Raw genomic sequence first — 21,778 nt, forward strand, 5'->3', positions numbered from 1 at the left:
GACCCGGCCGGAGTCCGGCCCTATATCCAGTCGTCGGGCTCCGGCTCCTCGTCCATCTCCGGCCAGTGGTCCGGCTCGCCCGCGTCCTGACCGGCGGGGTGAGCCGCCTCCTGGCCGGACGCTGTCCGGGCCGAGGGCGAGTCGCCCGCGGGAGCGGGGCCTGCCGGCCCACCCAGCGAGGCGAGAACCTCCAGCACACCCTCGCCGTACGTCGTCAGCTTCTTCTCACCGACCCCACTGATCCCGCCGAGCTCCCCCACCGATGCCGGCCACACCGTGGCGATCTCCCGCAGGGTGGCATCGTGGAAGATCACGTACGCCGGGACGCCCTGCTCACGGGCCTGCTCGGCGCGCCAGGCGCGCAGTGCCTCGAAGGCCGGAAGCAGTTCCTCGGGCAGCTCGGCGGCGACAGCCTTGCCCTTGCGCTCGCCCCGCCCGGACCCGGCGGACGAGGATCCCGACCGGGAGGTCACCGGCTTCTTCGGCTCCTTGCGCAGCGGCACGTCCCGCTCCCGCCGCAGCACCGCCCCGCTGGCCTCGGTCAGCACCAGCGTGCCGTACTCCCCCTCCACCGCGAGCAGCCCCTGGGCGAGCAACTGCCTTATGACGCCCCGCCATTCGGCCTCGGTCAGCTCCTCGCCGATGCCGAACACGGACAGCTGGTCGTGGTCGAACTGGATGACCTTGGCGGTCCGCTTCCCCAGCAGGATGTCGACGATCTGCACCGCGCCGAACTTCTGACCGCGCTCCCGCTGCAACCGGACGACCGTCGACAGCGCCTTCTGCGCCGCGATCGTGCCGTCCCAGGTCTCCGGCGGGGTCAGGCACGTGTCGCAGTTGCCGCAGCCCGACGCGTCCGGGTCCTGGCCGAAGTAGGCGAGCAGCTGGCCCCGGCGGCACCGGGCCGTCTCGCACAGCGCCAGCATCGAGTCCAGGTGGGCCTGGGCCCGGCGCCGGAAGGCCTCGTCACCCTCGCCTGACTGGATCAGCTTGCGCTGCTGGATGACGTCGTTCAGCCCGTAGGCCATCCAGGCCGTCGAGGGCAGCCCGTCGCGGCCGGCCCGGCCCGTCTCCTGGTAGTAGCCCTCGACCGACTTGGGCAGGTCGAGGTGGGCGACGAAGCGGACGTCCGGCTTGTCGATGCCCATGCCGAAGGCGATGGTCGCCACCACGACCAAGCCGTCCTCCCGCAGGAAGCGGGACTGGTGGGCCGCGCGCGTGCCCGCGTCCAGGCCGGCGTGGTACGGCACCGCTTCGATGCCGTTGCGGCTGAGGAACTCGGCGGTCTTCTCCACCGAGTTGCGCGACAGGCAGTAGACGATGCCCGCGTCGCCCGCGTGCTCCTCGCGCAGGAAGCTCAGCAGCTGCTTCTTCGGGTCCGCCTTGGGCACGATCCGGTACTGGATGTTGGGCCGGTCGAAGCTCGCCACGAAGTGGCGGGCCGTCGGCATGTTCAGCCGCTGGGTGATCTCCTGGTGCGTCGCGTGCGTGGCCGTCGCCGTCAGTGCGATGCGCGGCACGTCCGGCCAGCGCTCACCGAGGAGGGACAGCGCCAGATAGTCGGGGCGGAAGTCGTGGCCCCACTGGGAGACGCAGTGCGCCTCGTCGATCGCGAAGAGGGAGATCTTGCCGCGGGAGAGCAGATCGAGCGTGCTCTCCAGCCGCAGCCGCTCCGGCGCCAGATACAGCAGGTCCAGCTCGCCGGCGAGGAACTCGGCCTCGACCATCCGCCGCTCGTCGAAGTCCTGCGTGGAGTTCATGAAGCCGGCCCGCACACCCAGCGCCCGCAGTGCGTCCACCTGGTCCTGCATCAGGGCGATCAGCGGCGAGACGACCACGCCCGTGCCCGGCCTGACCAGGGACGGGATCTGGTAGCACAGCGACTTGCCGCCGCCGGTCGGCATGAGCACGACGGCGTCGCCGCCCGCCACGACATGCTCGATGACGGCTTCCTGCTCGCCGCGGAAGGCGTCGTAGCCGAAGACCCGGTGCAGCGCGGTCAGCGCCTCGCTCGCGTCGGCGCCGAGGGGCCCTGCGGGAGCGCGGCCCGCCCCGGTCCCGGCCGCCCCGGTCCCGGCCGCCCCGGTCCCGGCCGCCCCGGTCCCGATCGCCTCGGTCCCGATCGCCTCCGTCCCGGTCACCGCGTCCAGTTCCGTCATCACACCCGTCCCGCCCGTCGCGCCCATCGTTGCGTCCCCCGTGCGTCGCGCCTCGACCACTGCGTCCACCATAGGCGCCCACACCGACAGCCCCGGAGTTATCCACAGGTCCCGCCTGGTGAAGGCATTGCGCGTACATACGTTCGACACGGCTCGGCCGTACAGCTGCGTGCCGGAATGCCGTGGGGCCCGGCCCCCGAAGGAGACCGGGCCCCAACCAGGGGCGTCAGCGCACGAACACCCCCGCCTGCCCCGCCAGATCCAGGAAGTACTGCGGCGCCACACCGAGCACCAGCGTGACCGCCACGCCCACGCCGATCGCCGTCATCGTCAGCGGCGACGGCACGGCCACCGTCGGGCCCTCCGGCCGCGGCTCGCTGAAGAACATCAGCACGATGACGCGGATGTAGAAGAACGCCGCGATCGCCGACGAGATCACACCGATGACGACGAGCGGGGCGGCCCCACCCTCGGCCGCCGCCTTGAACACGGCGAACTTCCCGGCGAAGCCGGACGTCAGCGGAATGCCCGCGAAGGCCAGCAGGAACACCGCGAACACCGCCGCCACCAGCGGGGACCTGCGCCCGAGGCCGGCCCACTTGGACAGGTGCGTCGCCTCGCCGCCCGCGTCACGGACCAGGGTCACCACCGCGAAGGCGCCGATCGTCACGAACGAGTACGCCGCCAGGTAGAACAGCACCGACGAGACGCCGTCGGGCGTGGTCGCGATGACGCCCGCGAGGATGAACCCGGCGTGCGCGATCGACGAGTACGCCAGCAGCCGCTTGATGTCGGTCTGTGTGATCGCGACGATCGCACCGCCCAGCATCGTGACGATGGCCACGGCCCACATGACCGGCCGCCAGTCCCAGCGCAGGCCCGGCAGCACCACGTACAGCAGTCGCAGCAGCGCGCCGAACGCCGCGACCTTCGTCGCCGCCGCCATGAACCCGGTCACCGGGGTCGGGGCGCCCTGGTAGACGTCCGGGGTCCACATGTGGAACGGCACCGCGCCCACCTTGAACAGCAGGCCCATCACCAGCAGCGCGGCGCCGATCAGCAGCAGCGCGTCGTTGCCCATGGTGTCGGCGAGCGCCGGGTTGACGTCCTGCACGGTGCCGTCGACGACCTGCGCGATCGTCGCGTACGACATCGAGCCCGCGTAGCCGTAGAGCAGCGCGATGCCGAACAGGGTGAACGCGGAGGCGAAGGCGCCGAGCAGGAAGTACTTGACCGCCGCTTCCTGTGACATGAGCCGCTTGCGGCGGGCCAGCGCGCACAGCAGGTACAGCGGCAGGGAGAGGACCTCCAGCGCCACGAACAGCGTCAGCAGGTCGTTGGCCGCCGGGAAGATCAGCATGCCGGCGACGGCGAACATCAGCAGCGGGAACACCTCGGTGGTGGTGAACCCGGCCTTGACCGCGGCCTTCTCGCTCTCACTGCCCGGCACGGACGCGGCCTGCGCGGCGAAGGAGTCGACGCGGTTGCCGTGCACCACCGGGTCGAGGCGCCGCTCGGCGAAGGTGAACAGGCCCACCAGCGCCGCCAGCAGGATCGTGCCCTGGAGGAACAGGGCGGGCCCGTCGACGGCGATCGCGCCCATGGCCGCGATGCGCGCCTTGGTCGTGCCGTAGCCGTCGGCCGCGAGGGCCACGACCGCGGCGAACGCGGCGGCGAGCGCGACGACGGACACGAACATCTGGGCGTAGTAGCGAGACTTTCGCGGGACGAACGCCTCGATCAGGATCCCGATGATCGCCGCGCCGACGACGATCAGGGTCGGCGACAACTGGCCGTACTCGAACTTCGGTGCGTCGATCTTGGTGATCGGATCGGCCGCGGTTGTCCACAGGCTGTGGACGGCTGTTGCGCTCACTTGGCCGCCTCCACCTCGGGCTGGGGGTCCTTCTTCTGTACGTCGGACATGGTCTGTTTGACCGCCGGGTCGATGATCTGCGTGAGGGGCTTCGGGTAGACGCCCAGGAAGATCAGCAGGACGACCAGCGGGGCGACGACCACGAGCTCACGGACCCGGAGGTCCGGCATCGCGGAGACCTCCGGTTTCACCGGGCCCGTCATCGTCCGCTGGTAGAGGACGAGGGTGTAGAGCGCGGCGAGGACGATGCCGAAGGTGGCGATGATGCCGATCACCGGATAGCGCGTGAACGTGCCGACCAGGACCAGGAACTCACTGACGAACGGCGCGAGCCCGGGCAGCGACAGCGTCGCGAGGCTGCCGATCAGGAACGTGCCGGCGAGCACCGGGGCGACCTTCTGGACTCCGCCGTAGTCGGCGATGAGCCGCGAGCCGCGCCGCGAGATCAGGAAGCCCGCCACCAGCATCAGCGCGGCCGTCGAGATGCCGTGGTTGATCATGTAGAGCGTCGCGCCGGACTGCCCCTGGCTGGTCATCGCGAAGATGCCCATGATGATGAAGCCGAAGTGGGAGATCGACGCGTACGCCACCAGCCGCTTGATGTCCCGCTGGCCGACCGCGAGCAGCGCCCCGTAGATGATGCTGATCAGGGCCAGGACGAGGATCGCGGGCGTGGCCCACTTGCTGGCCTCCGGGAAGAGCTGGAGGCAGAAGCGGAGCATCGCGAAGGTGCCCACCTTGTCGACGACCGCCGTGATGAGCACGGCGACCGGGGCGGTGGACTCCTGCATGGCGTTGGGCAGCCAGGTGTGCAGCGGCCACAGCGGCGCCTTCACCGCGAACGCGAAGAAGAAGCCGAGGAACAGCCAGCGTTCGGTGTTGGTCGCCATGTCGAGCGTGCCGTTGGCGCGGGCCTCGGCGATCTCCTGGAGCGAGAAGTTCCCGGCGACCACGTAGAGGCCGATCACCGCGGCCAGCATGATCAGACCGCCGACCAGGTTGTAGAGGAGGAACTTCACCGCGGCGTACGAGCGTTGCGTCGCCGCCGCCTTCTCGCCGTGCTCGTGGGCACGGTCCCCGAAGCCGCCGATGAGGAAGTACATCGGGATCAGCATGGCTTCGAAGAAGATGTAGAAGAGGAAGACGTCGGTGGCCTCGAAGGAGAGGATCACCATCGCCTCGACGGCGAGGATCAGGGCGAAGAAGCCCTGCGTCGGCCGCCACCGGCTGCTGCCGGTCTCCAGGGGGTCGGCGTCGTGCCAGCCCGCGAGGATGATGAAGGGGATCAGCAGGGCGGTCAGCGCGATCAGCGCCACCCCGATGCCGTCCACGCCCAGTTCGTAGCGGACGCCGAAGTCGGCGATCCAGGCGTGGGACTCGGTGAGCTGGTAGCGGTCGCCGCCCGGGTCGAAACGCACCAGGACGACGATCGCCAGGGCGAGCGTGGCGAGCGAGAAGAGCAGCGCCAGCCACTTGGCCGCGGTGCGCTTCGCGGCCGGTACGGCGGCGGTGGCGATCGCCCCGACGGCCGGGAGCGCCGCCGTCACTGTCAGCAGAGGAAAGGACATCGGTATCAGACCGCCCTCATCAGCAGGGTCGCGGCGACGATGACCGCCGCACCCCCGAACATCGAGACCGCGTAGGAGCGGGCGAAGCCGTTCTGCAGCTTGCGCATCCGCCCGGAGAGGCCGCCGACCGAGGCCGCCGTGCCGTTGACGACGCCGTCGACCAGGGTGTGGTCGACATAGACCAGGGACCGCGTGAGGTGCTCGCCGCCGCGCACCAGGACGACGTGGTTGAAGTCGTCCTGGAGCAGGTCGCGGCGGGCGGCCCGGGTGAGCAGCGAGCCGCGCGGGGCGACGGCCGGGACCGGGCGGCGGCCGTACTGGGCCCAGGCGATGGCGACGCCGATGATCATGCAGGCGACGGTCGCGCCGGTGACCACGCCCGCGCTGATCGGCGGGTTGCCGTGGCTGTGCCCGGTCACCGGCTCCAGCCAGTGCATGAACCGGTCGCCGATGCTGAAGAACGCGCCGCCCGCCACCGATCCGACGGCCAGCACGATCATCGGGACCGTCATGACCTTGGGCGACTCGTGCGGATGCGGCGGGGTGTACTCGCCACGCGTCTCGGCGGCGGGCTCCGCGCTCGGCTCGGCCGGGGACGGCGTCGGGGCGTTGCGCCAGCGCTCCTCGCCGAAGAACGTCATCAGCATCACGCGCGTCATGTAGAACGCCGTGATGGCCGCGCCGAGCAGGGCGCAGGCGCCGAGGATCCAGCCCTCGGTGCCGCCCTTGGCGAACGCCGCCTCGATGATCTTGTCCTTGGAGAAGAAGCCGGACAGGCCCGGGAAACCGATGATGGCCAGGTAGCCGAGGCCGAAGGTGACGAAGGTGACCGGCATGTACTTGCGCAGGCCGCCGTAGCGGCGCATGTCGACCTCGTCGTTCATGCCGTGCATGACCGAACCGGCGCCGAGGAACAGCCCGGCCTTGAAGAAGCCGTGCGTCACCAGGTGCATGATCGCGAAGACGTAGCCGATGGGGCCGAGGCCGGCGGCGAGGATCATGTAGCCGATCTGCGACATGGTCGAACCGGCCAGCGCCTTCTTGATGTCGTCCTTCGCGCAACCGACGATCGCACCGAACAGGAGCGTGACCGCGCCGACGATGGTGACGACCAGCTGCGCGTCCGGGGCGCCGTTGAAGACGGCCGCGGAGCGGACGATCAGGTAGACGCCCGCCGTCACCATGGTCGCGGCGTGGATGAGGGCCGAGACCGGGGTCGGGCCCTCCATCGCGTCCCCGAGCCAGGACTGAAGCGGCACCTGTGCGGACTTGCCGCAGGCGGCGAGAAGCAGCATCAGCGCGATCGCGGTCAGCTTGTCCTCACCGGCGGCACCGGCGAGCCCGGCCTCACCGTGGTCGCCGAGCACCGGCCCGAAGGCGAAGGTGCCGAACCACAGGAACATCAGCATGATCGCGATGGACAGGCCCATGTCGCCGACGCGGTTGACCAGGAAGGCCTTCTTCGCGGCCGTGGCGGCGCTGGGCTTGTGCTGCCAGAAGCCGATCAGCAGGTAGGAGGCGAGACCGACGCCCTCCCAGCCGACGTACAGCAGCAGGTAGTTGTCGGCGAGGACGAGGATCAGCATCGCCGCGAGGAACAGGTTCAGATAGCCGAAGAAGCGGCGGCGCCGCTCGTCGTGCTCCATGTACCCGATCGAGTACAGGTGGATCAGCGATCCGACGCCCGTGATCAGCAGCACGAACGTCATGGACAGCTGGTCGAGCTGGAAGGCGACGTCCGCCTGGAAGCCCTCGACCGGGATCCAGCTGAACAGGTGCTGGCTCAGGACACGGCTCTCGGCGTCCCGGCCGAGCATGTCGGTGAACAGCACCAGGCCGAGCACGAAGGAGACGGCCGCGAGCAGGGTGCCGAGCCAGTGGCCGACGGCGTCCAGCCGCCGACCGCCGCACAGCAGGACCGCCGCTCCGAGCAGGGGCGCCGCCACCAGCAGCGCAATGAGGTTCTCCACGATTCTTCCGACCCCTTACAGCTTCATCAGGCTGGCGTCGTCGACCGAGGCCGAGTGGCGGGCACGGAACAGGGACACGATGATCGCGAGCCCGACCACGACCTCGGCGGCGGCGACGACCATCGTGAAGAAGGCGATGATCTGGCCGTCGAGGTTGCCGTGCATCCGGGAGAAGGCGACGAACGCGAGGTTGCAGGCGTTGAGCATCAGCTCGATGCACATGAACACGACGATCGCGTTGCGCCTGATCAGCACGCCGGTGGCGCCGATCGTGAACAACAGGGCCGCGAGGTACAGGTAGTTGACGGGGTTCACTTCGACGCCTCCTCGGACCGCTGGAACTTCGCCGGCCCGACCGCCCTGCGCTCAAGACGCTCCTCGGACCGCTGCTCCAGGGCCTTGAGGTCGTTGAGCGCCTCCCGCGACACGTCGCGGATCTGGCCGCGGTCACGCAGGGTCTTGCTGACGGTGAGGTCGGATGGGGTGCCGTCGGGCAGCAGGCCCGCGATGTCGACCGCGTTGTGCCGGGCGTAGACACCGGGGGCCGGCAGGGGCGGCAGTTGCTTGCCCTCGCGCACGCGCTCCTCGGCGAGTTCCCGTTGCGTCTTGGCGCGCTCGGTGCGTTCGCGGTGCGTGAGCACCATGGCGCCGACGGCGGCCGTGATGAGCAGGGCGCCGGTGATCTCGAACGCGAAGACGTACTTGGTGAAGAGGAGGGCGGCGAGGCCCTCCACGTTGCCCCCGGCGTTCGCCTGGCCGATGCCGTTGAACTCCGTCAGGGACGCGTTGCCGATCCCGGCGACCAGCAGGACGCCGAAGCCGAGGCCGCACAGCGCGGCCAGCCAGCGCTGGCCCTTGATGGTCTCCTTCAGGGAGTCCGCCGCCGTGACACCGACGAGCATCACCACGAACAGGAACAGCATCATGATCGCGCCGGTGTAGACGACGATCTGGACGACGCCCAGGAAGTAGGCGCCGTTGGCGAGATAGAACACCGCCAGGATGATCATGGTCCCGGCGAGGCAGAGCGCGCTGTGCACGGCCCGCTTCATCAGGATGGTGCACAGGGCGCCGATCACCGCGACGGTGCCGAGGATCCAGAACTGGACGGCCTCTCCGGTGGAGGTGGAGTAGGCGGCGAGCTGGGTGGTCATCGGCCGGCCACCTTCCCCGAGGCCGGTTCCGTCCCGCCGAAGGTCGAGTCGGCCTCCTGCACGACCTCGCCCTTGGAGTGGGCGACCTGCTGCTCGGTGCCCGGCGCGGCCTCCGTCACCAGGCCCCGGTAGTAGTCCTGTTCGTCCGTGCCGGGGTAGATGGCGTGGGGCGAGTCGACCATCCCCTCCTCCAGACCGGCGAGCAGCTGCTCCTTGGTGTAGATGAGGTTGGCCCGGCTGGAGTCGGCCAGCTCGAACTCGTTGGTCATCGTGAGCGCCCGGGTGGGGCAGGCCTCGATGCACAGGCCGCACAGGATGCAGCGGGCGTAGTTGATCTGGTAGACGCGGCCGTACCGCTCGCCCGGCGAGTAGCGCTCCTCGTCGGTGTTGTCCGCGCCCTCCACGTAGATCGCGTCGGCGGGGCAGGCCCAGGCGCACAGCTCACAGCCGACGCACTTCTCCAGGCCGTCCGGATGGCGGTTGAGCTGGTGCCGTCCGTGGAAGCGCGGAGCCGTGGTCTTCTGCTGCTCCGGGTACTGCTCGGTCAGCCGCTTCTTGAACATGGCCTTGAAGGTCACGCCGAAGCCGGCCACGGGGTTCTGGAAACCGGGCTTGGTGTCCTTCGGTTCCTCAGCCTTCGAACGCTCGAGTTCCTCAGCCATCGGACGCCTCCTTTCCATCCGTAGGTCCGCCCACAGATCCGTCACTCTGAGTATCGGGCCCGCCACTGACAATCAGCTCCCGCTCACGGCGCGAGCGGCGGCGCGGCACCGGCGGTAGTTCCTGTCCGGGTAGCGGCGGTACGGGGAATCCGCCCGCCATCGAGTCGAAGGCGGCCGGGGTCTCGGCCGGCTGTTCGGCCTTCTTGGCCTTCTCGCGGAACATGTCGGCGACGAAGGAGAGCAGGAGCAGGGCGAGGACGCCGCCGCCCACGTAGAGGGCGATGTCGGCGAAGTCGTAGCCCTCGTTGCGGAAGGCCCGCACGCTCGCCACGAGCATCAGCCAGACCAGCGAGACCGGGATGAGGACCTTCCAGCCGAGCTTCATCAGCTGGTCGTAGCGGACGCGCGGGAGAGTGCCGCGGATCCAGATGAACATGAACAGCAGCAGCTGGACCTTGACCGTGAACCACAGCAGCGGCCACCAGCCGTGATTGGCGCCTTCCCAGAAGGTGCTGATGGGCCAGGGGGCCCGCCAGCCGCCGAGGAACAGCGTCGTGGCGACGGCCGAGACGGTCACCATGTTGACGTACTCGGCGAGCATGAACATCGCGAACTTGATCGACGAGTACTCGGTGTTGAAGCCGCCGACCAGGTCGCCCTCCGACTCCGGCATGTCGAAGGGGGCGCGGTTGGTCTCGCCGACCATCGTGACGATGTAGATGATGAAGGAGACCGGCAGCAGCACGATGTACCAGCGGTCGGCCTGCTGCTCGACGATGGTCGACGTCGACATCGACCCCGAGTAGAGGAAGACGGAGGCGAAGGCGGCGCCCATCGCGATCTCGTAGGAGATCATCTGCGCGCAGGAGCGCAGGCCGCCCAGCAGCGGGTAGGTCGAGCCGGAGCTCCAGCCCGCCAGCACGATGCCGTAGATGCCGACCGAGGCGACCGCGAGGATGTAGAGCATCGCGATCGGCAGGTCGGTGAGCTGCATCGTGGTGCGCTGGCCGAAGATCGAGATCTCGTTGCCGGCCGGACCGAAGGGGATCACCGCGATCGCCATGAAGGCCGGGATCGCCGCGATGACCGGCGCGAGTACGTAGACGACCTTGTCCGCGCGTTTGACGATGACGTCTTCCTTCAGCATCAGCTTGATGCCGTCGGCGAGCGACTGGAGCATGCCCCACGGGCCGTGCCGGTTGGGGCCGATGCGCAGCTGCATCCAGGCCACGACCTTGCGCTCCATGACGATGGAGACCAGCACGGTCACCATCAGGAAGGCGAAGCAGAACACCGCCTTGATGACGACCAGCCACCAGGGGTCGGTGCCGAACATCGAGAGGTCTTCCGCGGCGAGGTACGGGCTGATGCCGCCGCCTCCTTGAAGGCTCATGCCTCCACCTCCTTGGGGGCCTCGCCGGCGAGCGTCGCCGGGCCGATGCGGACGAGGGAGCCGGGCCGCGCCCCGGTGTCGGAGGCGACACCGCCGCCGGTGGAGTTGAGCGGCAGCCACACCACCCGGTCGGGCATGTCACCGATCTGGAGCGGGAGTTCCACGACTCCCCGCGGGCCGGTCACCGCGAGCAGGTCGCCGTCCTTGACGCCCGCCTCGGCGGCCGTGGGGGCCGACACCCGCGCGCGTGCGGCGTGCCGGGTCCCGGCGAGCGCCTCGTCGCCCTGCTGGAGGACGCCCTGGTCGAGCAGCAGCCGGTGCCCCGCGAGTACGGCTTCCCCGGCGGCCGGCCGCGGCAGTGCGGCCGCGGTCTCCAGGGGTTCGCCGGCCCGCGGTCCGTCCCAGGCGCCGAGCCGGTCGATCTCGCCGCGCACGGTGCGCAGATCGGGCAGTCCGAGGTGGACGTCCATGGCGTCGGCCAGCATCTGCAGCACGCGCGCGTCGGTGGGCGAGGGGCGGCGGGTCATCTGGTCCGGCTTGAGCGCGGCCTCGAAGAAGCGGATGCGGCCTTCCCAGTTGAGGAAGGTGCCGGCCTTCTCGGCGACCGCGGCCACGGGCAGGACGACATCGGCCTTGCGGCTGATCTCGCTCGGCCGCAGTTCCAGCGAGACCAGGAAGCCCACCTCGTCCAGCGCCGCACGCGCGCGTGCCGGGTCGGGCAGGTCGGCGATCTCCACGCCCGCCACGAGCAGGGCCTGGAGCTCTCCGGTCGCCGCTGCCTCCACGATCTGGCCGGTGTCACGGCCGTAGCGGTGCGGGAGACCGGCGACGCCCCAGACGGAGGCGACCTCGTCCCGCGCGCGCGGGTCGGTGGCCGGGCGCCCGCCCGGCAGCAGCGACGGCAGCGCGCCCGCCTCGATCGCACCGCGTTCCCCGGCCCGGCGCGGGATCCACACCAGCCGGGCGCCGGTCGCGGAGGCCGTACGGGCGGCGGCGGTGAGCCCGCCGGCCACGGCGGCCAGCCGCTCACCGACGACGATCACCGCGCCCTCCGCGCGCAGCGCCTCGGCGGCGAGCGCGCCGTCGTCCTCCAGGCCGGCGCCGCTCGCGAGCGCGTCCAACCACTCCGTCTCGGTGCCGGGAGCGGCCGGCAGCAGCGTGCCACCGGCCTTCTCCAGACCGCGCGTGGCGTGCGTGGCCAGGGAGTAGACCTGCTGCCCGTGCTTGCGCCAGGCCTTGCGCAGTCGCAGGAAGACGCCGGGCGCCTCCTCCTCCGCCTCGAAGCCGACCAGCAGGACGGCCGGTGCCTTCTCCAGCGCGGTGTACGTGACGCCCGTGCCGTCGAGGTCCCGGCCGCGCCCGGCGATCCGGGCGGCGAGGAAGTCGGCCTCCTCGCTGCTGTGCACCCGCGCGCGGAAGTCGATGTCGTTGGTGTCGAGGGCCACGCGCGCGAACTTGCTGTACGCGTAGGCGTCCTCGACGGTGAGGCGGCCGCCGGTCAGGACGCCGGTGCGGCCCCGGGAGGCCAGCAGCCCCTGGGCCGCGATCTGCAGCGCCTCGGGCCAGGAGGCGGGCTCCAGCTCTCCCTCGGCGTTGCGCACCAGCGGCGTGTCCAGCCGGTCGCGCTGCTGCGCGTACCGGAACCCGAACCGCCCCTTGTCGCAGATCCACTCCTCGTTGACCTCGGGGTCGTCCGCCGCGAGCCGCCGCATGACCTTGCCGCGCCGGTGGTCGGTACGGGTGGCGCAGCCGCCGGAGCAGTGCTCGCACACCGACGGCGAGGAGACCAGGTCGAACGGGCGGGAGCGGAATCGGTACGCCGCCGAGGTCAGCGCGCCGACCGGGCAGATCTGGATGGTGTTGCCGGAGAAGTACGACTCGAACGGGTCGCCCTCACCGGTGCCGACCTGCTGGAGCGCGCCCCGCTCGACCAGCTCGATCATCGGGTCGCCCGCGACCTGGTTGGAGAACCGGGTGCAGCGGGCGCACAGCACGCACCGCTCGCGGTCGAGCAGCACCTGCGTGGAGATCGGGACGGGCTTCTCGTAGGTCCGCTTGCGGCCCTCGAAGCGGGAGTCGGCGTCGCCGTGCGACATGGCCTGGTTCTGCAGCGGGCACTCGCCGCCCTTGTCGCAGACCGGGCAGTCCAGCGGGTGGTTGATGAGCAGGAGCTCCATCACACCCTTCTGGGCCTTCTCGGCGACCGGCGAGGTGAGGTGGGTCTTGACCACCATCCCGTCGGTGCAGGTGATGGTGCAGGACGCCATGGGCTTGCGCTGGCCCTCGACCTCGACGATGCACTGGCGGCAGGCACCGGCCGGGTCGAGCAGGGGGTGGTCGCAGAACCGGGGGATCTCGATGCCGAGCTGCTCGGCGGCCCGGATGACCAGGGTGCCCTTGGGCACGCTGATCTCGGCGCCGTCGATCGTCAGCGACACGAGGTCCTCCGGCGGGACCGCCGCCTCTCCCCCGCCTGAGGGAGCGTTGGTGGTCACGGTCATGCGGTCACCTCCGTGCGGTCGGCCCAGGCCGTCGACTTGGCCGGGTCGAAGGGGCAGCCCCGGCCCGTGATGTGCTGCTCGTACTCCTCGCGGAAGTACTTCAGCGAGGAGAAGATCGGCGAGGCGGCGCCGTCGCCGAGGGCGCAGAAGGACTTGCCGTTGATGTTGTCGGCGATGTCGTTCAGCTTGTCGAGGTCGGACATCTGTCCCTTGCCGGCCTCGATGTCGCGCAGCAGCTGCACGAGCCAGTAGGTCCCTTCGCGGCAGGGCGTGCACTTGCCGCAGGACTCGTGGGCGTAGAACTCCGTCCAGCGGGTGACGGCACGGACCACGCAGGTCGTCTCGTCGAAGCACTGGAGGGCTTTGGTGCCGAGCATGGAACCCGCGGCGCCCACTCCTTCGTAGTCGAGGGGGACGTCGAGGTGCTCGTCGGTGAACATCGGGGTGGAGGAGCCGCCCGGCGTCCAGAACTTGAGGCGGTGCCCGGGGCGCATCCCGCCGCTCATGTCGAGGAGCTGGCGGAGTGTGATCCCGAGCGGCGCCTCGTACTGGCCGGGGCTGGCGACGTGGCCGGAGAGGGAGTAGAGCGTGAAGCCGGGCGACTTCTCACTCCCCATCGACCGGAACCATTCCTTGCCCCGCTGGAGGATCGCGGGAACCGAGGCGATCGATTCGACGTTGTTCACCACAGTCGGGCACGCGTAGAGGCCCGCGACGGCAGGGAAGGGGGGACGAAGCCGCGGCTGGCCCCGGCGGCCTTCGAGCGAGTCGAGCAGTGCGGTCTCCTCACCGCAGATGTACGCGCCCGCGCCCGCGTGCACGGTGATGTCGAGGTCGAGTCCGCTGTCCAGGATGTTCTCGCCGAGGAAGCCGGCCTCGTACGCCTCGCGCACGGCGGAGTGCAACCGCCGCAGCACGGGGACGACTTCACCACGCAGGTAGATGAAGGCGTGCGACGACCTGATGGCGTAACACGCGATGATCATGCCCTCGATGAGGCTGTGCGGGTTCGCGAAGAGGAGCGGGATGTCCTTGCACGTCCCCGGCTCCGACTCGTCGGCGTTGACAACAAGATAGTGCGGCTTGCCGTCCCCCTGGGGAATGAACTGCCACTTCATCCCGGTGGGGAATCCCGCGCCGCCGCGTCCGCGCAGACCGGAGTCCTTGACGTAGGCGATCAGGTCGTCCGGCGTCATGGCGAGCGCCTTGCGCAGCCCTTCGTACCCGTCGTGCCGCCGGTAGACGTCCAGCGTCCAGGACTTGTCCTCGTCCCAGAAGGCCGACAGCACGGGTGCGAGCAGCTTTTCGGGGCTCGTGTCTTTCAGCTCGGGTGCCAAGGTCATCACTCCCCCTCCTCGGCGGTGGGCCCGGCCGGGTGGGCCGGGTCGGAGGCCGATGTGTCCTGCGGCGCGTCGTGAGAGCTCAGGTGCTCCGACGGTGAGGGCTCGTGCGGCGCCGCCGTGCGGGCCGCCTCGCCGCGCGGGTGCACCACGCGCGCGGAGGACGTCTCGCCCTTGGCGAGCTTCAGGCCGACCAGGGAGGCGGGCCCCGCGCTCCCTCCGGACTCCACGGCCCCCTCCCGCTCGTCGGGGAAGCCGGCCAGGACCCGGGCGGTCTCCTTGAAGGTGCACATGCGCGCCCCGCGGGTGGGCGTCACCGGCCGTCCCGCGCGCAGGTCGTCGACGAGGCTCTTGGCGCTGTCCGGGGTCTGGTTGTCGAAGAACTCCCAGTTGACCATCACGACCGGCGCGAAGTCGCAGGCCGCGTTGCACTCGATGTGCTCCAGGGTGACCTTGCCGTCCCCGGTGGTCTCGCCGTTGCCGACGCCGAGGTGCTCCTGGAGCTCCTCGAAGATCGCGTCGCCGCCCATGACGGCGCACAGGGTGTTGGTGCACACCCCCACCTGGTAGTCACCGCTCGGGCGGCGGCGGTACATGGTGTAGAAGGTGGCGACGGCGGTGACCTCGGCCGTGGTCAGGCCGAGCACGTCCGCGCAGAACTGCATGCCGGTACGCGTGACATGGCCCTCCTCGGACTGCACGAGGTGCAGCAGCGGCAGGAGGGCGGACCGGGAGTCCGGGTAGCGGGCGATGACCTCGCGCGCGTCCGTCTCCAGACGGGCCCGGACGTCGTCCGGGTAGGCGGGTGCGGGCAGTTCGGGCATGCCCAGGCTGACGCCCCGCTCGGAAGACGATGTGGTCACCGGTCGACGCCTCCCATCACGGGGTCGATGGACGCGACGGCGACGATGACGTCGGCGACCTGGCCGCCCTCGCACATCGCCGCCATGGCCTGAAGGTTGGTGAAGGACGGGTCCCGGAAGTGGACCCGGTAGGGGCGGGTGCCGCCGTCGGAGACGACGTGCACCCCGAGTTCGCCCTTGGGCGACTCGACCGCCGCGTACGCCTGTCCCGGCGGCACGCGGAAGCCCTCGGTGACCAGCTTGAAGTGGTGGATCAGGGCCTCCATGGAGGTGCCCATGATCTTCTTGATGTGGTCGAGGGAGTTACCGAGCCCGTCGGGGCCCAGGGCGAGCTGCGCGGGCCAGGCGATCTTCTTGTCGGCGACCATGACCGGGCCGGGCTGGAGCCGGTCCAGGCACTGCTCGACGATCCGGAGGGACTGGCGCATCTCCTCCAGCCGGATCAGGAAGCGGCCGTAGGAGTCGCAGGTGTCCGCGGTCGGGATCTCGAAGTCGTAGGTCTCGTAACCGCAGTACGGCTGGGCCTTGCGCAGGTCGTGCGGCAGGCCCGTGGAGCGCAGGATCGGGCCCGTCGCGCCGAGGGCCATGCAGCCGGCCAGGTCGAGGTAGCCGACGTCCTGCATGCGCGCCTTGAAGATGGGGTTCCCGGTGGCGAGCTTGTCGTACTCCGGGAGGTTCTTCTTCATCTTCTTCACGAACTCGCGGATCTGGTCCACCGCGCCGGGCGGCAGGTCCTGGGCGAGTCCGCCGGGGCGGATGTACGCGTGGTTCATCCGCAGGCCGGTGATCAGCTCGTAGATATCGAGAATGAGTTCACGATCACGAAAGCCGTAGATCATGATCGTGGTCGCGCCCAGCTCCATGCCGCCGGTGGCGATGCACACCAGGTGGGAGGAGAGCCGGTTCAGCTCCATGAGGAGCACGCGGATGATCGAGGCGCGGTCCGGGATCTGGTCCTCGATGCCGAGGAGCTTCTCGACACCGAGGCAGTACGCCGTCTCGTTGAAGAACGGCGTGAGGTAGTCCATGCGCGTCACGAACGTGGTGCCCTGCGTCCACGTCCGGTATTCGAGGTTCTTCTCGATGCCGGTGTGCAGGTAACCGATTCCGCAGCGGGCTTCGGTGACGGTCTCGCCCTCGATCTCCAGGATCAGGCGGAGCACGCCGTGGGTGGACGGGTGCTGGGGGCCCATGTTGACGACGATGCGCTCGTCGTCGGCACGGGCCGCGGACTGGACGACCTCGTCCCAGTCGCCGCCGGTGACGGTGTAGACGGTGCCCTCGGTGGTCTCGCGAGGAGAGGCGTGCGAGGTGCTCATGAGTACGACCTCCGCTGGTCCGGAGCCGGGATCTGGGCGCCCTTGTACTCGACGGGGATGCCGCCGAGGGGGTAGTCCTTGCGCTGCGGGAAGCCCTGCCAGTCGTCCGGCATCATGATCCGCGTCAGGGCGGGGTGGCCGTCGAAGACGATTCCGAAGAAGTCGTACGTCTCGCGCTCGTGCCAGTCGTTCGTCGGATAGACCTCGACCAGCGACGGGATGTGCGGGTCGCTGTCGGGGGCGCTGACCTCCAGGCGGATCACCCGGTTGTGGGTGATCGAGCGCAGGTGGTAGACGGCGTGCAGCTCGCGGCCCTTGTCGTTCGGGTAGTGCACGCCGCTGACGCCGGTGCACAGCTCGAAGCGCAGGGCCGGGTCGTCGCGCAGGGTGCGGGCGACCAGCACCAGGTGCTCGCGCTCGATGTGGAAGGTCAGTTCGTCGCGGTCGACGACCGTCTTCTCGATGGCGTTGTCCGGGAGCAGGCCCTGCTCCTCCAGCGCGCCTTCGAGTTCGTCGGCCACCTCGTCGAACCAGCCGCCGTACGGGCGGGCCGCCGGTCCCGGGAGCCGGACCGAGCGGACCAGGCCGCCGTAACCGGTGGTGTCTCCGCCGTTGTCGGCGCCGAACATGCCGCGCTGGACGCGGATCTCCTCGCCGCCCTGGCCGCGCTGGCCGGGGAGGTTCTCCGCAGAGAGGTCCTTCTCGGGGTTGACCCCGTTCGCACCGTTGGTGCCGTTCGCGTCGCTCACCGCAGCAGCCCCTTCATCTCGATCGTGGGCAGGGCCTTGAGCGCCGCCTCCTCCGCCTCGCGGGCCGCTTCCTCGGCGTTCACGCCGAGCTTGGAGGACTGGATCTTCTGGTGGAGCTTGAGGATCGCGTCCATCAGCATCTCCGGCCGGGGCGGGCAGCCGGGGAGGTAGATGTCGACCGGCACGATGTGGTCGACGCCCTGGACGATGGCGTAGTTGTTGAACATGCCGCCCGAGGAGGCGCAGACCCCCATGGAGATCACCCACTTGGGGTTCGGCATCTGGTCGTAGACCTGCCGGAGCACCGGCGCCATCTTCTGGCTCACCCGGCCGGCGACGATCATCAGGTCCGCCTGGCGGGGTGAGCCGCGGAAGACCTCCATGCCGAAGCGCGCCAGGTCGTAGCGGCCGGCTCCGGTGGTCATCATCTCGATGGCACAACAGGCGAGGCCGAACGTGGCGGGGAAGACCGACGCCTTGCGCACCCAGCCCGCGGCCTGCTCGACGGTGGTCAGCAGGAAGCCGCTCGGCAGCTTTTCTTCGAGTCCCATGACGTGTGGCCCCTCAGTCCCATTCCAGGCCGCCGCGCCGCCATACGTACGCGTACGCGACGAAGACGGTGAGCACGAAGAGCAGCATCTCCACGAGCCCGAAGATCCCCAGGGCGTCGAAGGTGACGGCCCAGGGGTAGAGGAAGACGATCTCGATATCGAAAATGATGAAGAGCATCGCCGTCAGGTAGTACTTGATCGGGAAGCGCCCGCCGCCGGCCGGCGTGGGGGTCGGCTCGATGCCGCACTCGTAGGCCTCGAGCTTGGCCCGGTTGTACCGCTTGGGCCCGATCAACGTGGCCATGACCACGGAGAAGATCGCAAAGCCTGCCCCGAGGGCTCCCAGTACGAGGATGGGCGCATAAGCGTTCACCGCTCCTCGCTCCTCTCAGTCGGCACTGACTGCTGGCGGATTGCATCGGGCTCACATCCGCCCCACCCGTCCCTCGAACCCCGCCCGCCCCGGCGAAGATCGGGAACATGTGAAGCAGGTCACAAGCCCAACCGCGTGCATCTTATGCCCGACGCTCTGTGATCTGCGACACGGGGTATTGCACAAGCTTTGTGATCTCCACCACCTGACGATCGATCATGAAGTCGGATGAGCGGTGATCTTCACACGCGAAGCGTCCGTGTGATCACGAGAGGTGACATTTTGGCTCGTCAGCGCAGGCCGGAGGGGTCGTCTCAATATCAAGAGGGTTCTCTTGCATGCAAATTGGCGATGGGCTTGATCTCTTGATAGAGGCCCGTTCACACATCAGAGGGCGTGTGGGGCGAGGTGTGGACGCGTGCACGCGTTCACGATCTTCGCGAGCCCGTGACCCGCCCGTGATCTACGCGCCGGGACGCGACCTCCGGCCCAACCGTTCCGTGATCCCCGTCACATGGGTGAGAGATCCATGAGAACGGGGCTTGGCCAATCAAGCCAACCGATGGTAGGCGCGGGGCAATTCGGGCGTATTGATCAAACACCGTGATCACAGGCCGGTCACGGCGCGCCCGCAATGTCCGTTACGGCGTCAATAAAGGGCCTCGTTCGGGGGTTTTGAGGGCCCGATTGAGTAACTGTGGCGCAGCACACGTTTCTTGAAGATATGAAGGAGCCCCTGGTACCGGTTATTCCCATGTCCCACACCGCTCACATACGCAGCCACCGGAAACCCCGCCGCAGCGCGACCTCTTCGATCGCCCTGCGCGCCGGCGTTGCCGGTGGCGTTCTCAGCATGGCAGCGGCTGGTGCGTCGGCCTCGGCGAGCGCCGCCGAGCCGGTGACGCAGACCATCGAACTGCCCACCCTGACGGCCGACCTGTCCGCTCAGGTCGCCCAGTCCGCGGCCGCCACCCAGCAGGCCGCCGCGAACTACGAACTGCGCGCCGAGCGTGACGCCGCCGCCGCCAAGGCCGCGGCGGAGGCCAAGAAGGACCTCGCCGAGGCGAAGAAGAAGGCGGAGGCCAAGAAGGAGGCCGCCGAGGCCGCCCGCAAGGCCGCCGCCGAGCGCGCCAACCGCAGCACCGAGCGCGCCACCCTGTCCGCCTCCGCGTCCGCCTCCACGTCGGTGTCGGCGCCCGCCAGCGGCAGCGTCGCGACGGTCATCGCGTTCCTCAAGGCCCAGGTGGGCGACGCCTACGTCATGGGCGCCACCGGTCCCAACGCCTGGGACTGCTCCTCCCTCGTGCAGGCCGCGTACAAGCAGGTTGGTGTGGACCTGCCGCGTGTCTCGCAGGACCAGTCGATGGCCGGCACGGACGTGCCGCTGTCCAGCGTCCAGGTCGGCGACATCCTGTACTGGGGCGGCAAGGGCTCCGCGTACCACGTGGGTGTCTACATCGGGAACGGCCAGTACCTCGACGCGGCCAACCCGTCCAAGGGTGTCGTCATCCAGGACCTGTCGGGCTACCCGGCGTCGGGCGCGGTGCGCGTCCTCTGACGTCACGCGTCGTCCGACTCGTCCGCTCACACGGGCTCGAGGGCCGCTGCCACGACGAGGCAACGGCCCTCCCGGCCTGTCCGGGGGCCCGGCCCCGATATCCCCTCGGCCCACCACCGAAGCCCTCCAGGGCCCTTCAGAGCCCTTCCTGAGCCCATCCGGCACTGCGGCCGGCCCGTGCGCACCGGCCGCTCCCCCACCATGCGCCCGAATTTTCCCGACTTGGTGTGGTGTTGACGGCGCGGCGAGCCAGGCCGGGGCCAGCCCGCGGGTGTTCGTGCACGACGGCCCGTGAAGCATGCGAAAGGCCCCCCGCTCTCGCGAGGGGCCTTCCCAGTCTCCGCCCGCCCGGGCGCCGGCCCCGCTCGGGCCGCCCGGCGCCGCTCGGACCGCCTGGCGCCGCTCGGGCCGCCCGGCGCCGCTCGGGCGGCTCAGGCCTTGGGTGCCACCCTGCTCAGCCCGTTGATGATGCGGTCCATCGCGTCGCCGCCCGTCGGGTCGGTGAGGTTCGCGAGGAGCTTCAGGGTGAACTTCATCAGCATCGGGTGTGTGAGACCGCGCTGGGCGGCGATCTGCATGACCTTCGGGTTGCCGATGAGCTTCACGAAGGCGCGGCCGAGCGTGTAGTAGCCGCCGTAGGTGTCCTTCAGGACGCGCGGGTAGCGCTGGAGGGCCAGTTCGCGGCTCGCGGGGGTCGGCCGGGCGTGGGCCTGGACGATGACGTCGGCGGCGATCTGGCCGGACTCCATGGCGTAGGCGATGCCCTCGCCGTTGAAGGGGTTCACCAGGCCACCGGCGTCGCCGACGAGCAGCAGGCCCTTGGTGTAGTGCGGCTGGCGGTTGAAGGCCATCGGCAGGGCGGCGCCGCGGATCGGGCCGGTCATGTTGTCCGGGGTGTAGCCCCAGTCCTCCGGCATGGACGCGCACCAGGCCTTCAGCACCTCGCGCCAGTCCAGTTCCTTGAAGGAGTCGGAGGTGTTGAGCACGCCCAGGCCGACGTTGGACGTGCCGTCGCCCATGCCGAAGATCCAGCCGTAGCCCGGCAGCAGGCGGTCCTCGGCGCCGCGGCGGTCCCACAGCTCCAGCCAGGACTCCAGGTAGTCGTCCTCGTGGCGCGGGCTGGTGAAGTACGTGCGCACCGCCACGCCCATCGGGCGGTCCTCACGGCGGTGCAGGCCCATCGCCAGGGACAGCCGTGTGGAGTTGCCGTCGGCGGCGACGACCAGTGGAGCGCGGAAGGTGACCTCGCGCTTCTCCTCGCCGAGCTTGGCGTGCACCCCGGTGATACGGCCCGTGCGCTCGTCGAGGATCGGCGCGCCCACGTTGCACCGCTCGAAGAGCCGGGCGCCGGCCTTCTGCGCCTGCCGGGCGAGCTGCTCGTCGAAGTCGTCGCGCTTGCGGACGAGGCCGTAGTCGGGGAAGGAGGCGAGATCCGGCCAGTCGAGCTGGAGCCGCACACCGCCGCCGATGATGCGCAGGCCCTTGTTGCGGAGCCAGCCGGCCTCCTCCGAGATGTCGATGCCCATCGCCACGAGCTGCTTGACGGCACGCGGGGTGAGGCCGTCGCCGCAGACCTTCTCGCGGGGGAACTCGGTCTTCTCCAGCAGGAGGACGTCGAGTCCGGCCTTGGCGAGGTGGTAGGCGGTGGTGGAGCCGGCCGGCCCCGCGCCCACGACGATCACATCGGCGGTGTTCTCGGAGAGGGGCTCGGTCACGACGGTCACGGCGGGATCTCCCCAAGT

At 69.8% G+C, this 21,778-nt stretch carries 17 protein-coding genes; 1 reads left to right on the top strand and 16 read right to left on the bottom strand.

Annotation, left to right across the window (positions count from 1 at the left end; genetic code table 11):
- Positions 1 to 20: 20 nt before the first annotated feature.
- The 15 genes from recQ to AB0E85_RS11930 all read right to left on the bottom strand — a co-directional run bounded on the left by recQ (position 21) and on the right by AB0E85_RS11930 (position 18,478).
- On the bottom strand, positions 21 to 2,231 hold the full coding sequence (recQ, locus tag AB0E85_RS11860; RefSeq protein WP_361925155.1) for a DNA helicase RecQ: 2,211 nt from the start codon (positions 2,229 to 2,231) through the stop codon (positions 21 to 23).
- A 154-nt stretch (positions 2,232 to 2,385) separates the two neighbouring features.
- Positions 2,386 to 4,035 (bottom strand): NADH-quinone oxidoreductase subunit NuoN, encoded by a 1,650-nt coding sequence (gene nuoN / locus AB0E85_RS11865; protein ID WP_184559159.1) that lies wholly within the window; start codon positions 4,033 to 4,035, stop codon positions 2,386 to 2,388.
- Positions 4,032 to 5,603, bottom strand: coding sequence for an NADH-quinone oxidoreductase subunit M (locus tag AB0E85_RS11870; protein WP_361925157.1), 1,572 nt, complete (start codon positions 5,601 to 5,603; stop codon positions 4,032 to 4,034). The genes nuoN and AB0E85_RS11870 overlap by 4 nt, the downstream gene beginning before the upstream one ends.
- Before the next feature lie 5 nt (positions 5,604 to 5,608).
- Positions 5,609 to 7,573, bottom strand: a complete 1,965-nt coding sequence (gene nuoL, locus AB0E85_RS11875; RefSeq protein WP_361925159.1) for an NADH-quinone oxidoreductase subunit L — start codon at positions 7,571 to 7,573, stop codon at positions 5,609 to 5,611.
- Positions 7,574 to 7,588: 15 nt separating this feature from the next.
- On the bottom strand, positions 7,589 to 7,888 hold the full coding sequence (nuoK, locus tag AB0E85_RS11880) for an NADH-quinone oxidoreductase subunit NuoK (RefSeq protein WP_003992252.1): 300 nt from the start codon (positions 7,886 to 7,888) through the stop codon (positions 7,589 to 7,591).
- Positions 7,885 to 8,727 (bottom strand): NADH-quinone oxidoreductase subunit J, encoded by an 843-nt coding sequence (locus AB0E85_RS11885; protein ID WP_361925161.1) that lies wholly within the window; start codon positions 8,725 to 8,727, stop codon positions 7,885 to 7,887. The genes nuoK and AB0E85_RS11885 overlap by 4 nt, the downstream gene beginning before the upstream one ends.
- A complete protein-coding gene (gene nuoI, locus AB0E85_RS11890; RefSeq protein ID WP_184559151.1) occupies positions 8,724 to 9,389 on the bottom strand; it encodes an NADH-quinone oxidoreductase subunit NuoI in 666 nt (221 codons plus the stop codon). The genes AB0E85_RS11885 and nuoI overlap by 4 nt, the downstream gene beginning before the upstream one ends.
- Positions 9,382 to 10,758 carry an NADH-quinone oxidoreductase subunit NuoH gene (nuoH, locus tag AB0E85_RS11895; RefSeq protein WP_361925354.1) on the bottom strand — a complete coding sequence of 459 codons (1,377 nt, stop codon included), beginning with the start codon at positions 10,756 to 10,758 and terminating at the stop codon, positions 9,382 to 9,384. The genes nuoI and nuoH overlap by 8 nt, the downstream gene beginning before the upstream one ends.
- 20 nt (positions 10,759 to 10,778) lie before the next feature.
- A complete protein-coding gene (locus AB0E85_RS11900; protein WP_361925163.1) occupies positions 10,779 to 13,283 on the bottom strand; it encodes an NADH-quinone oxidoreductase subunit G in 2,505 nt (834 codons plus the stop codon).
- Entirely contained in the window at positions 13,280 to 14,629 is a 1,350-nt protein-coding gene (nuoF, locus tag AB0E85_RS11905; RefSeq protein WP_361925165.1) for an NADH-quinone oxidoreductase subunit NuoF, read from the bottom strand. The genes AB0E85_RS11900 and nuoF overlap by 4 nt, the downstream gene beginning before the upstream one ends.
- Positions 14,626 to 15,486 (bottom strand): NADH-quinone oxidoreductase subunit NuoE, encoded by an 861-nt coding sequence (gene nuoE / locus AB0E85_RS11910; protein ID WP_361925167.1) that lies wholly within the window; start codon positions 15,484 to 15,486, stop codon positions 14,626 to 14,628. Before nuoE ends, nuoF begins: the two co-directional genes overlap by 4 nt.
- Positions 15,483 to 16,805, bottom strand: a complete 1,323-nt coding sequence (locus tag AB0E85_RS11915; protein WP_361925169.1) for an NADH-quinone oxidoreductase subunit D — start codon at positions 16,803 to 16,805, stop codon at positions 15,483 to 15,485. Before AB0E85_RS11915 ends, nuoE begins: the two co-directional genes overlap by 4 nt.
- A complete protein-coding gene (locus AB0E85_RS11920) occupies positions 16,802 to 17,554 on the bottom strand; it encodes an NADH-quinone oxidoreductase subunit C (RefSeq protein ID WP_361925171.1) in 753 nt (250 codons plus the stop codon). The genes AB0E85_RS11915 and AB0E85_RS11920 overlap by 4 nt, the downstream gene beginning before the upstream one ends.
- Entirely contained in the window at positions 17,551 to 18,105 is a 555-nt protein-coding gene (locus AB0E85_RS11925) for an NADH-quinone oxidoreductase subunit B (RefSeq protein WP_007383964.1), read from the bottom strand. Before AB0E85_RS11925 ends, AB0E85_RS11920 begins: the two co-directional genes overlap by 4 nt.
- 13 nt (positions 18,106 to 18,118) lie before the next feature.
- Positions 18,119 to 18,478, bottom strand: coding sequence for an NADH-quinone oxidoreductase subunit A (locus AB0E85_RS11930; protein WP_003974383.1), 360 nt, complete (start codon positions 18,476 to 18,478; stop codon positions 18,119 to 18,121).
- A gap of 724 nt (positions 18,479 to 19,202) precedes the next feature.
- Between AB0E85_RS11930 and AB0E85_RS11935 the strand changes: the two genes are divergently transcribed.
- Positions 19,203 to 20,036 carry a C40 family peptidase gene (locus tag AB0E85_RS11935; protein WP_361925173.1) on the top strand — a complete coding sequence of 278 codons (834 nt, stop codon included), beginning with the start codon at positions 19,203 to 19,205 and terminating at the stop codon, positions 20,034 to 20,036.
- Between the two features lie 431 nt (positions 20,037 to 20,467).
- Here AB0E85_RS11935 and AB0E85_RS11940 read toward each other — a convergent pair whose 3' ends face one another.
- The gene (locus AB0E85_RS11940; RefSeq protein WP_142160740.1) at positions 20,468 to 21,760 is read right to left on the bottom strand and encodes a geranylgeranyl reductase family protein; all 1,293 of its coding nucleotides are present in this window, start codon (positions 21,758 to 21,760) and stop codon (positions 20,468 to 20,470) included.
- Positions 21,761 to 21,778 lie beyond the last annotated feature (18 nt).

The organism is Streptomyces sp. NPDC029044, from assembly GCF_040637495.1.
In the GTDB taxonomy this organism is placed as follows: domain Bacteria; phylum Actinomycetota; class Actinomycetes; order Streptomycetales; family Streptomycetaceae; genus Streptomyces.

Excerpts from the sequence above, each read along its gene's own strand:
- recQ (WP_361925155.1), bottom strand. The coding sequence starts at position 2,231 with ATGGTGGACGCAGTGGTCGAGGCGCGACGCACGGGGGACGCAACGATG.
- AB0E85_RS11870 (WP_361925157.1), bottom strand. The coding sequence starts at position 5,603 with ATGTCCTTTCCTCTGCTGACAGTGACGGCGGCGCTCCCGGCCGTCGGG.
- AB0E85_RS11885 (WP_361925161.1), bottom strand. The coding sequence starts at position 8,727 with ATGACCACCCAGCTCGCCGCCTACTCCACCTCCACCGGAGAGGCCGTC.
- nuoI (WP_184559151.1), bottom strand. The coding sequence starts at position 9,389 with ATGGCTGAGGAACTCGAGCGTTCGAAGGCTGAGGAACCGAAGGACACC.
- AB0E85_RS11900 (WP_361925163.1), bottom strand. The coding sequence starts at position 13,283 with ATGACCGTGACCACCAACGCTCCCTCAGGCGGGGGAGAGGCGGCGGTC.
- AB0E85_RS11915 (WP_361925169.1), bottom strand. The coding sequence starts at position 16,805 with ATGAGCACCTCGCACGCCTCTCCTCGCGAGACCACCGAGGGCACCGTC.
- AB0E85_RS11925 (WP_007383964.1), bottom strand. The coding sequence starts at position 18,105 with ATGGGACTCGAAGAAAAGCTGCCGAGCGGCTTCCTGCTGACCACCGTC.
- AB0E85_RS11935 (WP_361925173.1), top strand. The coding sequence starts at position 19,203 with ATGAAGGAGCCCCTGGTACCGGTTATTCCCATGTCCCACACCGCTCAC.